We start from the raw sequence: 15,006 nt of genomic DNA on the forward strand, positions 1-15,006 counted from the left end.
CGAATCGAGCGGCGAGCAGAGCACACCCGGCGGACCAACCCGTCCAGATGAGCACGACGAGCACAACCAACAGGCCGAGTGGAGTGACGAAAGCGGTCGATGCCGCGACAATCAAAGTGACTGCCGCGACACCGACCGGATATCCGAGCCCGTTCTTTATTTCAGGAACCCGACCTTCGACATGTCGATGTCGCCGAATCCCGGAGCTCCGAAGTTCGCGAGATTCGACTTCGTCGCATACGTCGACGGGCGCTGGAACATCGTGAGGCTGTGGCCCTCCGCCCAGATCGCCTTGTCCGCCTCGTTGTAGTCGGCGATACGCGCATCGTCGTCGAGCTCACCGGCCGCCTTGTCGAGCAGACCGTTGATCTCCTCGGAACCGACCTGGCCGTAGTTCTGCAACGTGCTGCCGGGCGTCAGGCGGAAGATGCCGTCACTACTGGACGTGTACGGCGTTCCCTCCCAGGTGAAGTGGGTGACATCGAAGGCACCCACCAAGATGTACTTCTCGAAGAAGTCGTCCGACGGCACCGCATCGATGATGAGGTTGGCACCGACGGCCTTGAGGTTCTGCTGAATGATCTGCGCTTCCTGCGTCGCATTCGGAGTGTCGGCCGGAATGATGTCGTGCAGATCGAGTTGCTGGCCGTCCTTCGAGCGGAACTCACCGTTCATAGTCCAACCGGCCGCGTCGAGCTCGGACTTCGCCTTCTCGGGATCGAAGGTGATATCACCGTTGTTGGCCTGGTAGCCCTTCTGACCGTCGACGTAGATATGGCTGTTCAGCACCGTCGGGCTCGACGTGATCTGGCCGAGCTGGGACGTGGCCAGGTAGTCGCGGTCTATCGCTTTCATCAGAGCCAGCCGGACGGCCTTGTCCGACGTGATGCGACCCGACGCACCGTTGAAATCGAAGTGGCGGTATTGCGGACCCAGGCTCTGCCGAAGGTCGACATTCGGGATACCCCGCGCCACCTTGAATGCATCAGCACTGCTACCCAATTCGTAGTAATCGAGCTCGCCGCTCTGCAATGCTCCGACAGAGGCCGTCGAATCGAGCGGCAGGTAGGTGATGGTGTCGAGAACCGCTGGGTTCTCACCCCACCAATCCGGGTTCCTCTCGACGACGATGCGCTTTCCGCCGGGCTCGATGTTGCGAACACGGAACGGGCCTGCGGTAGCGGGCATCGTGCTCACCGAACCGGTGTTGAACGCCTCGACGGTGTTCACCGACTCTGCAGGCATCAAGGGCACGAACAGCGAACGCCAGTCACCGAACTTCTCGCTGAAGGTCAAGATCACCTGCTGGTCGTTCTCACCCCGAACCACCGATTCGACCTTGTCGTAACCTGCGGTGGACGACGCCTCGTAGGCCGGGTCCTTGCCGCTGTTCGCGGTCCACGTCGCGACGAGGTCGGTGTAATCCAGCGACCGACCGGTGCTCCACTTGGCTTTCGGGTTGATGTTGTAGGTGATGACCTGTTTACCGTCGACCTCCGATTCGGTGATGTCGGTGAAGTAGTCCGACGCAGTGGTCAGGCTCGCATCGGCCGCCGCGGTGAATGCTCTCGGCATCAAGGCGAGGTAGTACCGAGCGGCATCGACTGTGGTGCCGTCGATTTGGTAGTAGTTGTAGTTGGTCGGCACCTGCGACAGCGGGAAGTTCATGTTCCCGCCCTGCTGCAGATCGCTGATTGGATGCGGATTGATCTGCGCTCCGCTATCGAAGGACGCGGGCGCATCGGCGTTCGGCCCGGTATCACCGGAGCTGCACCCCGCCACCAGTCCCACAGTGGTCACGGCCACCGCGATCGGGACCAGTGCCCGAAATAGCTTGGCTCTCATCAGTTCACCTTTCTCAGTGTGCCGTATCTTGCGGGTCATATGGCGTCGGCCAGTTTTGCGGCCTCGGCGATTCGGGCTCGTTGGAGCACGGGATCGGGGATGGGAATGGCTTTCAGAAGTGCCCGTGTGTACGGGTCCTGGGGTGCGTCGAAGATCTGCGCCGTCGGGCCCTTCTCCACGAACACTCCATTGCGCATCACCGCTACTTCGTCGGCGAGGTGACGCACCACTGACAAGTCGTGGGAGACGAACAGGTACGCCAGACCGAGCTCCTCCTGCAGATCCTGCAGCAGGTTCAGCACGCCCGCTTGGATCGACACGTCGAGTGCGGACACCGGCTCGTCGAGCACCAGAATCGAGGGCTTCAGCGCCAAAGCCCGTGCAATGCCGACACGTTGACGCTGCCCGCCGGAGAACTGGGTGGGATACCGATCCGCGAGCTCGGGACGCATTCCGACGGTGTCCATCAGTTCCCGAACCCGGCGGGTGCGCTCGTCGACCGGGACTCCGTTGATCTTCAACGGCTCGGCGATGATCTCCCCCACCGGCATACGCGGGTCGAGGGAGCCCATCGGGTCCTGGAACACGATCTGGATGTGCGCGCGCAGCTTTCGTTGCTCTGCCCTACTCAGACTGTATGGCTCGACGCCGTTGATCTGGATCGAGCCTTGCTGCGGCTTCACGAATTCCATGATCTCGAGCAGGGTCGTCGACTTGCCACAACCCGACTCGCCGACGATGGCCAGGGTGGATCCGGCGTGCACGTCGAAGCTGATGCCCTGCACCGCAGGTACTTCCCCGGCCCGACGACGAAGCACAGAGCCCTTGAAGACCGGGTAGCTCTTGTGCAGATCGGTCACCGACAGCACGGGAGCATCCTTCGATATCGTCACCGCCAGCTCCGCCGGGGCCTCCGATCGCGGTGCACCCTCGAACTCCGCTTCCACCGATTCGGCTGTCGCCGCGTCGATGCGGATGCAGGCCGCACTGTGATTCGGTGCCACCTGAATCAACGGCGGTTCGCCCTTGTCGCAGGCATCCGTGTGCAACGGACACCGGGGTCCGAACGGACAACCCGTCGGGAGATTCACCAGAGCGGGCGGCGTGCCCTCGATGGGCACCAACCGCTCCTGCGCGGGACGATCCGGACGAGGAACGGATCCGAGCAAGCCGACGGTGTAGGGCATCGACGGGTGCGCATACAGCTCGTCGACCGGAGCTGTCTCGACCGCGCAGCCCGCGTACATGACCATGGCCCGATCGGCCACGCCGGCAACGACTCCCAGGTCGTGCGTGATGAACACGACGCCTGCGCCGGTCACGTCGCGCGCAGTACGCAGGAGATCGAGGATCTGCGCCTGAATCGTCACGTCGAGAGCGGTCGTGGGCTCGTCGGCGATGATGAGATCGGGATCGTTGGCAATGGCCATCGCGATGACGACGCGTTGGCGCATTCCGCCGGAGAACTCGTGCGGGTAGGACTTCGCCCGTGTTTTCGGATCGACGATGCCGACCAGATCGAGCAACTCCAGGGTTCGTTCCTGGACCTTCGCCTTGGTCAGCGACGGATTGTGCACCGAGATCGCCTCGGCGATCTGATCCCCGATGCGGTAGATAGGAGTCAGCGCCGTCAGCGGGTCCTGCGAAATCATCGCAACCGAACGCCCTCGCTCACGGGACATTTCGCGGTCGGACAGTCCGAGTAGTTGACGGCCGTTCAGCTCGATGGACCCGGTTACTCGGGCGGTCTGCGGAAGCAATCCCATGACGGCCAGCGACGACACCGACTTGCCCGAGCCGGATTCGCCGACGATGGCCATGACCTCGCCCTTGTCGACCTGATAGTCCAAGCCGCGGACCGCGGTGACGCGGCCCTCCTCACTCGGGAAGCTGACCTCGAGTCCGCTGACCTTCAACACCGGCACAGTCTCAGCCACGTGCCTGTCCCCTCGTCGAGTTCGGATCGAATGCATCGCGCAGGCCGTCGCCGACGAAGTTCGTCGCCAGCACGATCAATACCAGTGCGCCACAGCAGAACGCGAACAGCCACGGATAGGTCAACGCGGACGACGTACCGTCCGCGATCAGAGTGCCGAGAGAGACGTCGGGCCGCTGGACACCGAAGCCGAAGTAGCTCAGCGACGCCTCACCGATGATGGCGATACCCACGTTGAGCGTGACGTCGACGATGAGAATCGAGGCCATCGACGGCAGCACGTGCTTGCCGATCACACTGCCCGGTGTTGCGCCCATGTACTTTGCGGCGCGGATGAATTCGCGCTCTCGCAGCGATCGGGTCAGCGCCCGGATGATGCGTGAGGTGATCATCCACGCGAACGCCGCGAGCAACAGCACCAGAATGAAGAAACTCTTGTCGCGAAACAGCGGAGAGCAGATCGCGATGACCAGGAAACTGGGGACGACGAGCAGCACATCGGCGACCCACATCAGCGCGCGATCGGTCCAGCCACCGAAATACCCCGCGACGGCACCGACGACGCCGGCGAGCACCGTGGAGATCAGCGCGACGAGCATGCCGATGATCAGCGACTTCTGCAGACCGCGCAACGTCTGAGCCAGGACATCCTGCCCGATCTGGTTGGTACCGAACCAATGCCGCGTGGTGGGCGGCGAATTGAGCGCGTACGCGTCGAGCTCCTCGTACGTGAACGGGATGAAATGCGGGAGCACGAATGCGCCGACGAACATCGCGACGAGTACCACGATGCCCACCAACGCCGGCCGGTTGCGCAGGAACCGGCGCAGCACCAAGCGCCTGCGGGTGATCGGAGCCGTCGAGTCGCTCGGGCCGTCCACCGCAGCGATCTCGGGAACCACGGGTGTCGCCATCGCCAGTCCTTTCTTTCGTCCGAGGTGGTGGGTCAGTCCGCGTAGCGAACGCGCGGGTCGAGAGCGGCAGTGAAGATGTCGGTCAACATGCCGGAGACCAGCACCGACAGTGCCGTGAACAGTGACACCGCAAGCGTGATATTGATGTCCTGACTGGTGATGCCGTAGATCAGCCAATCCCCCATGCCGTACCAACCGAAGACACGCTCGGTGAACGTCGCGCCGGTGATCACCGCGCCCATCCCGAACGCGAACAGCGTCGCCATCGGGATCAGAGCAGTACGGAAACCGTGCTTGAAGATCGCGCGCCCACGAGTGAGCCCTTTGCCGCGGGCTGTGCGGATGTAGTCCATGTTGAGCTCGTCGAGCATGGAACTGCGCATGTAGCGGCTGTAGCCACCGATGGTGAACAACATCAGGACGACGGTCGGCAACAGCAAATGCTGTGCGCGGTCGACAATTTCGTTCATCAGACCGGGGGCGAGCGTGGTCGACGTTTCGCCGGTGTACTGGAAGAACTGACTGCCGGTGCTCTGATTGACCTGCACAGCAAGGTATTTGAGCACCGGGGCCAGAACCAGGATCGGGGTGCTGATGAGGATGAACGTCACGACCGTTGCGACGTGATCGAAGATCTTGTACTGCCGGACGGCACCGTAGGCACCGACGAGTGTTCCCAGTACCGCGCCGAGGACTGTGCCGAGTACTACCAACCGGAGCGAGACGAGGATGCGTCGCCACAGTTCGTCGTTGACGGAGCCGGCCGCGATGGTCTGACCGAAGTCACCATGAAGCACTGCCCACAGCCACTTCAGATAGCGCAGCACGGGGTTGTCGTCGAGATGCAGTGCTGCGCGCTTGGCGTCGAGAACCGCGCTCGACGGCGGCGGATTGCGACTGAGCAGATTGGACAGCGGATCGAACGTGAGCGAGGCCAGAAGGTAGGTCAGAAACGTCGCGATGAGCAGTAGGACGACGTAGTTCAGCAACCTCCGCGCAAGATAACCGCCCACGCGCAACCACCTTCCATCGAGCACCACGGCCGTGCCCGATGGCACTGCTCTCGGCATTGTTCACACCGCGTGTTACCTGCTTGTTTCGTTAGCGGTGGAAACAGACATTCCACAAGATAGCACCACGAATTCGCTTTTCGTTCACGGTAGCGGAAGCACTTCCGGTACATCGGACAATGCGGAACAGTCGGTGCCAGAACAAGTCTGAACGTCGCGTTTACGAAGGTTCACCTAAATCGTTTGTTTGTGGAATGAATTCCCGACATTGCGGACAAGCCCGAAAATAGGTGCTTACAGCTCACCTCGGTAGATTCACGATCATGCCGACAGCCTCCACACCCGACGGGTTCGCCTTCGAGCGATTCGACGTCACCGACGCCGGATCCATCGCCACCATATTCGCGGCCAAGGATCACCGATCCGGGCTGTACATCCTGCACTTCACGAACGACGAGGCGATCGTCGGATACTCCGACTCCGTGGCAGCCCAATTCGCTGCCGACCGGCACATCTGGGCCGACATCGAGACGCTCGACTTCAGCCCCGGGACCGAGGACAAGCTCGAGCAGTTGGCAGCGTCGGTCTCGCAACTGAAAAACCTGCGTGAGCGTCCGGCCGAGCCGATCGCGATCGGCGATGCCCCGAGCGCCAAGACCGCGCTGCCGAAGGAACGCGCCAAGCGGGCAACGCTGCTGGACGCTGCCGTCGGTCAGCCTCGCCGACAGTTCTGGGAACTGTCCGACCATATTGCCTACCCCGCCATCCGCAGCATCGTGGCCGACTACATCAACTCCTCGATACCGGACCCGGCGAACACCGAGAAGTATCTGTGGCAGATCAGCGCTCTGGCCGACGCACAGGACGACGCCGGACCGCGACGTTTGCTGACGCTGACGTGCGGCGGCTTCGAAACCCTGCGCGTCGACGAAATCATGCACGACGACGATGCGATCGAACTGGACCTGCGCATCAACACCAACGTTCCGCGCGACCGAACCGACGAGCAGCTCGAGATCTCAAACGAGACCGTCAGCGCTGGACGCGGACCGTACCGGGACGAGCGCGTGTGGTCGTGGTCGATCGACCTCGGCGCACTGCTGGAAGAGGACGTGGACGTCGACCTGGGTATCGACGACGACACGTTCGACGACCTCGCCTACGGCCTCAACGCGCGACTGATGCGGTCCGGAAACTCAACGGGCGCAACGGCACACAACCACGATCTCGCGGCCGACCTACTCGCCGAGGCGTACCGGCAGCTGTTCGAGGCCGAATGAGCGATCGGCTGTGGTACGTCTCGTACGGGTCCAACCTGCTGCGCGAGAGGTTCCTTACCTACGTGACCGGATCCGACGAGCACTCGGAATTCGGCGCGCATCCGCCGGCACCCTCGACGGCTTCTCCTGCAGAACAACGCTGGCTGTGGATCGATCATGCGCTGTATTTCGCGGGAGTGTCCCAGCGCTGGACGGGAGCAGCCGCCTTCGTGTCGACGACGGTCGATTCCGCCAATCGTTCTGTAGGGCATGGCTACCTGATCGATCGAGTTCAGTTCGCTCATCTGGCCGCGGTCGAGAACGTCGTCGCAGCCATCGACGTCGGAGCGACGGAGACGCTCGGCATCGGACAGTGGACCCGGTTGGCAGTGGATCGCGAAGGCGAGAGCTTCCGCGGAAAATACGATGCACTGCTGAGGCTTCCGGACATCGACGGAAGGCCGGCCTTCACCCTGACCAGTTCGGTCGTACGAGAGCTCGGCGAACCGTCGAGCAGGTATCTTTCGACGATTCGCCGCGGGCTGCTCTCCGCCGACCTCGATCTGGACGTCGACGCCTACCTCGACGCGGCCGTCGAACGATCGGTGGAGATCACTTCAGCGCATCGAGATTCGTCTTCAGCAGCAGAACGTTGTAGTCCGACCACCGAGATGCGGTGAAGTACATGTCTTTTCCGCTGGACATCGGATGAATGAACGGTGCGTAGATGCCGCCGGCCGTCTGGTTGGCGTCGAGGATGGTCTTCGGCGCACTCCACGGCCCCTCGGGATTCTCCGCGGTTCGCGCAACCAGCGTGCGTGAGTTCTCGTCCCCGTACATCATCACGTAGCGGCCGAGGTAGTCGTTCCACGCCACCGACATTTCGCTGACCGGGCCCTTGACGATGGCAACGGTATCGCCGATGTTCTTGGACCACTGCTTGGCCGGATCAGGATCCTGCGTCGAGTACTCGTACGCGTCGAGATTCTCGATCTGATCGGGTGCGACCCGAGATACGAACGCGTCGCCGAATCGTCCGTTGGGAGTGCCGAACTGGTACAGGTACTTACCGTCTCGACCCAACGTATAGGCGCTCTGCTGGAATTTGCCCTGGCTCTCGTGGACGTTGCTGAAGCCCGGGATCGTGACGCCCTTGTTGACCCGGATCGTCTTGGGATCCGTCGTCCAATTCTGGCCGTTGTCGGTCGATTTGGCCGTCGCGGAGTAGTTCGTGATCCAGCGACCGGGTGCGCCCCAGCTCTGCACCGACATGAAGTTGATGTACTGCGTGCCGCCGATTGCAATAGCCGCAGTGGGGATTGTCGTGTCCTCGATGCTCGGCAGCTTCGCACTCGAGATGATCTCGGCGGCGTAGCGCGGATTGTTCGCTCTGACAACCGCGCCCGAGGTGGTGTTCGCGGGGTCGGCGGGGCCGATCTTGACGCCTTGGGAGAGGTCGGTCGACGCTTTGTCCGAACGGAACAGCGCGTTGCTGCGCCACTGCGCATTTCCGGAGGAGCAATCACCGAACGTATCGCCGAACGCCATCAGAATCTGGCCGGAGCCATTGTCCCAACTGATGCCCAGGTCGGTTCCCGACATCGCCAGATCGTTGTAGGTGTCGTTCGCGCTCTGCGGGCCGGTGACCCAGGCGATGCTCTGGGTGTTGCCGGTGATCCGGGGCAGCGGCCCCTGCGGTCCCTGGGGGTTCTTCCCCGACATCCCTGCGCTTCCCGAGGACCCGAACAGCGGCGACGAGCCCGGCCCGCCCAGCCCGCCACACGGCTCGGCCGAGACGGTAGGCGCGGTCAGAGCGCTGAGCCCGCTCACTGCCAGTGCCAGGACAGCCCCGACAGCGATCTGCCGACTACGTACACGCATGGACGAACCCACCGTTTCCCGTGTGACCCACGATACTGATGTGACTGATGGGACGAGTGTTACGCAAATCTACTGATCGCGCAACAAATGGGGCGTGTCGGTGCTTGACAAACCGCCTACTGCGGGAATGACACTCGTGTGATTAGTCGGCGATCATGCGGGCGTGCGTCGTGTCCAGAACCAGCAACGCCGCGCCTTGGATTACCACTGCCGTTCCGTGACCCAACGCCTGGTCGGCGGTGATCCGGCGGCCGAATCGAGGCCTCCTGACAGCGATGTGTGCACCGGCCGCGACGTAGAGGACGTCGAGACCGGCATTGATCCACAGCAGCTTGCTCAAACTCTTGGACGTCGGGACCGAGGAGTTCAGCGCCCCAGCCCCGGCGATCGCCACATCGATCGCGCCCCACCCGGCCGTCTGCTGACCGAACGCCCGCCAGGCGGGCGACGAGCCACGCAGCGCCAACACCGTTCCGGCGAGCACACTTCCACCGCCCCAGAACGTCAGGCGACGGCCGAGTCGCTCGGCAACGATGGGAGCTTCGATTCGGGTCATGGTTTCCAGTGTGCCGTGTTCGACGGCAGCGCAGTTTCGTAACGACGGGTCGGTTGCGGTCGATCCAGTGGAGACCGAGTTTTCGTGCTCGAAACCGACGGAGCCACCATGCTGAAGAAAATTCTCACCGGACTTGCGCTGACGATGGGCGGCGCACTGCTCCTCGCGCCGACTGCATCGGCCGCCCCGGACGACAACCCGTTCGGCCCCAAGGATTCGACGGCGTCCTTCGTCAGCGCATTCGATCCTGCGGCGTATGGAAGCGACAAGTCGTTGATCGTCAGCCCGTTCGGCACCGGTCAGCAGATCGACTGCTCGTCGTTCCATGGCCAGAGCTGGTGCACGCAAAACGGCCGGGTACTGACCCAGGTACGAATCCCAGCAGGGTCTTCGGAATGGGACTACCGCATGCTGTACATCTACAACCCCTTCTGATGGTCGTCGGTCGAGTAATCTGCGGACTGACGCTGCTTGCGCTGACCGGTTGCTCTGCAACACAACCCGAACCTCGCATCACCCCCACAGTCGAGGCCTGCCGATCACCGACCGAACGGATTCGAGTCCGCCCCGGGCAGCCAGCTGTTGCCTTGGACCAACCACCCATGGGCTTTGATCATCTTCTTCGCTGCCCGCTGATTGCGGCCGATCAGACGGTCGAGATACAGATGACCGGCCACATGGTCACACTCGTGCTGCAGACACCGAGCCATGTAGCCCTCGCCCTCGACCGCCACCGGATCGCCCCGAACATCGACACCGGTGACGCGGGCCCACTCGGCGCGCCCCGTGGGATACCGCTCCCCCGGAACCGACAGGCATCCTTCGGTGTCCTCCGGGCCGGGCATCGTCTCGGGGATCGGCGACGTCTCGAGCATGGGGTTCACCAGTGGCCGCGGTGCCGAACTCCGCCGTCTCGTAAGTCGTAGACGAAAACCGAACGTGGATCACCGACTTGATTGGCGGCGAGGCCGGCCCCGTGTGCCGCGGTGTTCGTCTCGAACAGGTCGTCCACGAACGCAGCCAGTTCCGAATCGAACTCGGTGACGGGAGTGGCTCGGGTCGTCAGACGCGGGTCGCCGGCAATGAGGATGGATCGAATCGCCATGCGGCGAGGTTACTTGCGGCGAGGTTACTGTCGAGGCATGGCTCACTCCCGTCGCTCCCTCACTTCGCACCCCGCGGACAAGGTCTGTGCATCGTGCGGGCGGCGAATCGAATGGCGCAAGAAGTGGGAGAAGAACTGGGATGACATCAAGTACTGCAGCGACGCATGCCGGAGACACAAGGTGAGCACCACCGACAAGGAACTCGAAGACAAAATCCGCGACCTGCTCGACGCCCGATCCCGCGACGCCACGATCTGCCCCTCCGACGTCGCACGAGCACTGTCCGACGACGGATGGCGCGACTTGATGGAGCCGGTCCGCCGCGCTGCTCGCCGCATGGTCGACGCGGGAGAAGTCGAGATCACGCAGAAGGGTTCGGCCGTCGATCCTTCGACCGCGAAGGGCCCGATCCGCATTCGCTGGAAGCGCTGACTAAAACCTGTCGGTGGGTGGGTATAGCTTTCGTGGTGTGAAGACATGGGGGGATGTGTTCGGGCTCGGCGACCAGGAATTGGTCTCCGAGCTCGCCGACGTGACCTCCCTCGAAAATGCTCTCGCGGCAACCAGATTGACACTGCTCGCCGAGATCGACCGACGCGGCTTGGCGATGAAACTCGGGCACTCGTCCGTCACCCGCTGGTACGCGAGATCGGTCCGGATCACCGACGGATCCGCCGGCCACCAGATGGAAGTCGGGCAGTGGCTCACTCAGTGGCCGAGCGTGCTCGACGCCCTCGCCGGTGGTGACATCCATGCCGCGCACGCTTCGGCGATCGCCGACGGCTACGCCACCGTGATGGTGGCCGATCCGACCTTGGACGAGAACCATCGCGACGCTGTGGTCGCCGAGCTACTCGACACGGCTCTGCAGCGCACCGCCGGTCAGGTCACCTCACGCGCACAGGCACTGGCGTACTCCGCGGCCGAGGACGCCCGCGCCCGACACGAGAGGGCAGAGCAGGAACACCGCGAGCAGGAACAGGCGAGCCGAGCCGATGCCGAGGCCTCGGGTGCCGATACGAATGACCGTGCGGATTCGGACGACGATCCGGAGGGCGAAGGTGCAGAGTCGGGTGCTGCCGGCGGTAACCCCGGACCGGAACCTCCTCAGCCCGAGCCTGTTCCACCGCCACCGGTGTCGGAGAACCCGGACTTGAACCGGTTCGATCTTCATCCTCTGGCCAATGGTCGTTATCAGTTCGGTGGCAACGCCGACCGGTTGCTGGCCGAGAAGCTGCTGACCGCCTTGTCGGCGTTGACGGCGCCTCGGCCCGGTCCCGGTGGTGAGCGCGATCCGCGTAGCCCGTCGAAGCGCCGCGCCGATGCACTCGATCACATTCTCGACCGACACCTGCGAGGGGGTAGCCGCGGGTCGGCGGGCGGGTCTCGCGCATCGGTGCACCTGATCGTTCCACTGCGAGACTTGCTCGCCAACGGTGGAAGGAGCCAAAAACCAAGCGCAACAAAGACGTCGGGTGGAACCGATGCGGCTGCCGACAGTACTTCGAGTCGCGGCACCGATCGTCACGGTGCCGGTTCTGGCGGCGACGCTGAGCGTCACGAAAACAACGACACCAGCGGTGGCACTGGCGCGCGTCCTGTTGGCGCTGCCCCAGGCGATAGTGACGCTCGCGGCACAGTAGATGCTGGTGGTGGTGTCGGGCCGAAGTCTGTGCCCGAGCCGGGTGGTGGTGGTTATGGTGCCGGGCAGAAGACTGTGCCAGTGCCGGGCGACGCAGATGCTCGCGGCGAAAAAGCTGCGGGCGGTGATGGTGCCAATGATCATGTTGCTGGGCCGAAGTGTGCGCCCGAGCCGGGCGACGTCGACTGGCCGTTCCACCTCGACTGGACCGGCCCGATCAGTCGCTCACTTGCCGAACTTCTCACCTGCGACGCAGACCTGACACCCGTCATCGTCGACGACAACGGTGTCCCGCTCGCGCTCGGACGGACCACCAGACTCGCCAGCGACGACCAACGCATCGCGCTGACCATCCGCGATACCTGCTGCGTGATGTGCGGCCGACCCGCACAGTGGTGCCAAGCCCACCACGTGAAATTCTGGGAAGACGGCGGCCACACCGATCTGAACAACCTCGCGCTGGTCTGCGGGGAATGCCACCGCCTCGTCCACCACGGCGACTGGCAGGTGGTCTCCCCTCGACGGGCNACGTGAAATTCTGGGAAGACGGCGGCCACACCGATCTGAACAACCTCGCGCTGGTCTGCGGGGAATGCCACCGCCTCGTCCACCACGGCGACTGGCAGATGATCATGGGCGACGACGGACACCCCTACGTCATCCCGCCCGAATCCATTGATCCCTCGAGGCAACCCATCCCCAGCTACCACCGACGAAAACGGCGCGCAGCCTGAGCACAGGTCAACCGCGCAACTCTCGCTTGAGCAGCTTTCCGCTCTGGTTGCGCGGCAACTCGTCGACGAACGTGACGGTCTTGGGCACCTTGAACGGCGCGATGCGCCCCTTGACGTGGTCGATCAACTCCTCTGCCGACAAGCGCTGCCCGTCCTTCAGCACGACGACAGCCGTCACCGCCTCGATCCACCGGTCGTCCGGGGTCCCGATCACCGCGACCTCGGCAACCGACGAATGCGTGTAGATCGCATCCTCCACTTCGCGTGACGCGACAAGAATGCCGCCGGTGTTGATCACGTCCTTGATCCGGTCGACCACGGTGATGAACCCTTCGGCATCGCGGGTCACCAGATCGCCGGAGTGAAACCACCCGTCCAAGAACGCATCTGCCGTCGCCTCCGGCTTGTCCCAGTAGCCGTCGCACAACTGAGGGGAACGGTAGAGGATTTCACCGGGCTCGCCGTCCGGCACATCGTTGCCGTCGGCGTCGACGACGCGGGTCTCGACGAAGAACACCGCGCGGCCGCACGACGCCGGCCTCGCTTCGTGCTCGGCGGGCTGCAATACCGTTGCCAGCGGACCTATTTCGGACTGCCCGAAACAGTTGTAGAACTCGATGTCCGGATACCGCTCACGCAGCCGAGTGAGCACGGTGACCGGCATGATCGACGACCCGTACTGCGCCTTCTTCAACGACGAGAGATCGCGCGTCTCGAGGTCGGGGTGATTGGCCAATGGAACCCACACAGTCGGGGCCAGGAACAACGACTTGATCTTCTCTTCTTCGATGCGGCGCAGTATTTCCGGGACGTCGGGCCTCCGCATCAGTCGCACAGTGGCACCCACCGACAGGTACGGCAGCATGAACACGTGCATCCCCGCCGAGTGGTACATCGGCATCACGAGCAGCGGATCGTCGTCCTGAGTGAACCCGAGGGCAATGACACACGACACGTACTCGGCAACCAGCGCGCCGTGAGACATCATCGCGCCCTTGGGTTTCGACGTCGTTCCCGAGGTGTAGAGCAACTGAGCGAGGTCGCTCGAATCGGCGGCAGGCTCGAGTTCGGATCCGTCTCCGTCCGTGCTCAGTACGTCGGGAAGGGCGAGCACGTGCTCGATTGTCAGCTTTCCGCGAACCGAGTCGAGGGTGTCCACCAAAGCCGGGTCGACCAGCACCGCGCGTGAGCCCGACTGTTCCAGCAGGTACTGCAGTTCCTCGCCCACGAGCGCGTAGTTGATCGGAACGTGCACCAATCCGGCTCGCGCACAGGCAAGGAACGCAACGACGTACGCGTCCGAGTTCACGCCGTACGCCGCGACACGGTCACCCTTGTTCAATCCCAACGCGATCAGTCGTCGGGCGGCTCGGGTGACAGCGGTATCGAGTTCCCTGTAGCTGTGACTACGTCCCTCGAAAGTCACGGCGAGACGGTTGGGGAATTTTGCTGCCGACCGTCGCAGGACGCCGTCGACGGTGTTCACTCGTGTTCCGCTGCTCATCACCCGACGTTATAGGACGTCCAAGCGTTCCGTCGCGGGTTCTGACGCAACGAGGGTTCGTCGAACGCAGACGGGGCATCCGGTGACGTATGACACGGAAACAAGCACTCGACAACCTCGAATCGGCCTCGTTCCTGGACGGACCCAGCAATGCCATCAATGGCGTCCTCGAGCCCGCGCTCGATGACAGCGCCGTCGGTTCCGCGCTCCGCGGACGGTGGATCGGACACCCCATTCACCCAGCGCTGGTCAATGTGACGATCGGCAGTTGGACGAGCGCAGTGGTTCTGGACCTGCTGAATCACCAGTCCCGGGCGAGCAAGCTGGTCATCTCCGTCGGGCTGGCGTCCGCACCCGCAGCTATCGCCACCGGTTGGGCCGACTGGTCGACGATGAATACTCGCCAGCGGCGTGTCGGGATGATCCACGCGGCCTCGAACGCGACCGGCGTCTTCCTGTTCCTGGGCTCCTACCTACGACGCCGCAAGCACACCGACGGTGTCGCCAAGGCCCTCGCCGCGGCCGGTCTCGCTTCCGCCAGCGTGGGTGGACTCATCGGCGGTCACCTCGCCTACAGCTCGACCGGCAGCGACGCGGAGTAGAAAGATCGGCACCGACT

General features: G+C 63.4%; 14 protein-coding genes and 2 pseudogenes. 8 read left to right on the top strand and 8 right to left on the bottom strand.

Going from position 1 to position 15,006, the window contains the following annotated elements; genetic code table 11:
- Positions 1 to 156 precede the first annotated feature (156 nt).
- The 4 genes from ASG84_RS05220 to ASG84_RS05235 are packed head-to-tail and all read right to left on the bottom strand — an operon-like array spanning position 157 to position 5,708.
- Positions 157 to 1,845: an ABC transporter family substrate-binding protein gene (locus ASG84_RS05220; RefSeq protein ID WP_162248314.1), complete on the bottom strand. Its 1,689-nt coding sequence runs from the start codon at positions 1,843 to 1,845 to the stop codon at positions 157 to 159.
- 35 nt (positions 1,846 to 1,880) lie between these two features.
- Positions 1,881 to 3,818 (bottom strand): ABC transporter ATP-binding protein, encoded by a 1,938-nt coding sequence (locus ASG84_RS05225; protein WP_057475957.1) that lies wholly within the window; start codon positions 3,816 to 3,818, stop codon positions 1,881 to 1,883.
- Positions 3,775 to 4,695: an ABC transporter permease gene (locus ASG84_RS05230; RefSeq protein ID WP_057475958.1), complete on the bottom strand. Its 921-nt coding sequence runs from the start codon at positions 4,693 to 4,695 to the stop codon at positions 3,775 to 3,777. Before ASG84_RS05230 ends, ASG84_RS05225 begins: the two co-directional genes overlap by 44 nt.
- A 32-nt stretch (positions 4,696 to 4,727) precedes the next feature.
- Positions 4,728 to 5,708, bottom strand: a complete 981-nt coding sequence (locus ASG84_RS05235; protein ID WP_057475959.1) for an ABC transporter permease — start codon at positions 5,706 to 5,708, stop codon at positions 4,728 to 4,730.
- A gap of 320 nt (positions 5,709 to 6,028) precedes the next feature.
- On the opposite strand from ASG84_RS05235, the gene ASG84_RS28080 reads away from it, so the two are divergent.
- Together ASG84_RS28080 and ASG84_RS05245 are read left to right on the top strand one after the other, a co-directional pair.
- A complete protein-coding gene (locus ASG84_RS28080) occupies positions 6,029 to 6,985 on the top strand; it encodes a hypothetical protein (protein ID WP_235581540.1) in 957 nt (318 codons plus the stop codon).
- Positions 6,982 to 7,644, top strand: coding sequence for a hypothetical protein (locus ASG84_RS05245; RefSeq protein WP_057475960.1), 663 nt, complete (start codon positions 6,982 to 6,984; stop codon positions 7,642 to 7,644). The genes ASG84_RS28080 and ASG84_RS05245 overlap by 4 nt, the downstream gene beginning before the upstream one ends.
- Here the strand turns inward: ASG84_RS05245 and ASG84_RS05250 are convergent.
- Together ASG84_RS05250 and ASG84_RS05255 are read right to left on the bottom strand one after the other, a co-directional pair.
- Positions 7,577 to 8,845 carry a DUF4185 domain-containing protein gene (locus ASG84_RS05250; protein WP_057476012.1) on the bottom strand — a complete coding sequence of 423 codons (1,269 nt, stop codon included), beginning with the start codon at positions 8,843 to 8,845 and terminating at the stop codon, positions 7,577 to 7,579. The two genes, ASG84_RS05245 and ASG84_RS05250, sit on opposite strands and share 68 nt — an antisense overlap.
- 142 nt (positions 8,846 to 8,987) lie before the next feature.
- Complete coding sequence (locus ASG84_RS05255; protein WP_057475961.1) at positions 8,988 to 9,401, bottom strand: DUF6992 family protein; 414 nt, start codon at positions 9,399 to 9,401, stop codon at positions 8,988 to 8,990.
- 84 nt (positions 9,402 to 9,485) lie between these two features.
- Here ASG84_RS05255 and ASG84_RS05260 point away from each other — a divergent pair, with 84 nt between their 5' ends.
- Positions 9,486 to 9,836 carry a hypothetical protein gene (locus ASG84_RS05260; RefSeq protein WP_235581541.1) on the top strand — a complete coding sequence of 117 codons (351 nt, stop codon included), beginning with the start codon at positions 9,486 to 9,488 and terminating at the stop codon, positions 9,834 to 9,836.
- 104 nt (positions 9,837 to 9,940) lie between these two features.
- On the opposite strand, the pseudogene ASG84_RS05265 reads toward ASG84_RS05260, so the two are convergent.
- Positions 9,941 to 10,506 (bottom strand): annotated as a pseudogene (locus ASG84_RS05265) (peptide deformylase).
- A 37-nt stretch (positions 10,507 to 10,543) separates the two neighbouring features.
- On the opposite strand from ASG84_RS05265, the pseudogene ASG84_RS28085 reads away from it, so the two are divergent.
- From ASG84_RS28085 to ASG84_RS05280, 4 genes and pseudogenes are all read left to right on the top strand, one after another.
- Positions 10,544 to 10,672 (top strand): annotated as a pseudogene (locus ASG84_RS28085) (DUF2256 domain-containing protein); the annotation flags it as partial.
- 15 nt (positions 10,673 to 10,687) lie between these two features.
- The gene (locus tag ASG84_RS28090; protein WP_235581548.1) at positions 10,688 to 10,939 is read left to right on the top strand and encodes a DUF3253 domain-containing protein; all 252 of its coding nucleotides are present in this window, start codon (positions 10,688 to 10,690) and stop codon (positions 10,937 to 10,939) included.
- 364 nt (positions 10,940 to 11,303) lie between these two features.
- Positions 11,304 to 12,676, top strand: a 1,373-nt coding sequence (locus ASG84_RS28095) for an HNH endonuclease signature motif containing protein (RefSeq protein ID WP_442970906.1), incomplete at its 3' end; no start/stop codon positions are given.
- 3 nt (positions 12,677 to 12,679) lie between these two features.
- The gene (locus ASG84_RS05280; RefSeq protein ID WP_057475964.1) at positions 12,680 to 12,883 is read left to right on the top strand and encodes an HNH endonuclease; all 204 of its coding nucleotides are present in this window, start codon (positions 12,680 to 12,682) and stop codon (positions 12,881 to 12,883) included.
- Between the two features lie 7 nt (positions 12,884 to 12,890).
- Here the strand turns inward: ASG84_RS05280 and ASG84_RS05285 are convergent, their stop codons facing one another.
- Positions 12,891 to 14,387, bottom strand: a complete 1,497-nt coding sequence (locus ASG84_RS05285; RefSeq protein ID WP_057475965.1) for an acyl-CoA synthetase — start codon at positions 14,385 to 14,387, stop codon at positions 12,891 to 12,893.
- 89 nt (positions 14,388 to 14,476) lie between these two features.
- On the opposite strand from ASG84_RS05285, the gene ASG84_RS05290 reads away from it, so the two are divergent.
- Positions 14,477 to 14,989, top strand: coding sequence for a DUF2231 domain-containing protein (locus tag ASG84_RS05290; protein WP_057475966.1), 513 nt, complete (start codon positions 14,477 to 14,479; stop codon positions 14,987 to 14,989).
- Positions 14,990 to 15,006 lie beyond the last annotated feature (17 nt).

The sequence above is a fragment of the Rhodococcus sp. Leaf278 genome, assembly GCF_001426085.1.
In the GTDB taxonomy this organism is placed as follows: domain Bacteria; phylum Actinomycetota; class Actinomycetes; order Mycobacteriales; family Mycobacteriaceae; genus Rhodococcoides.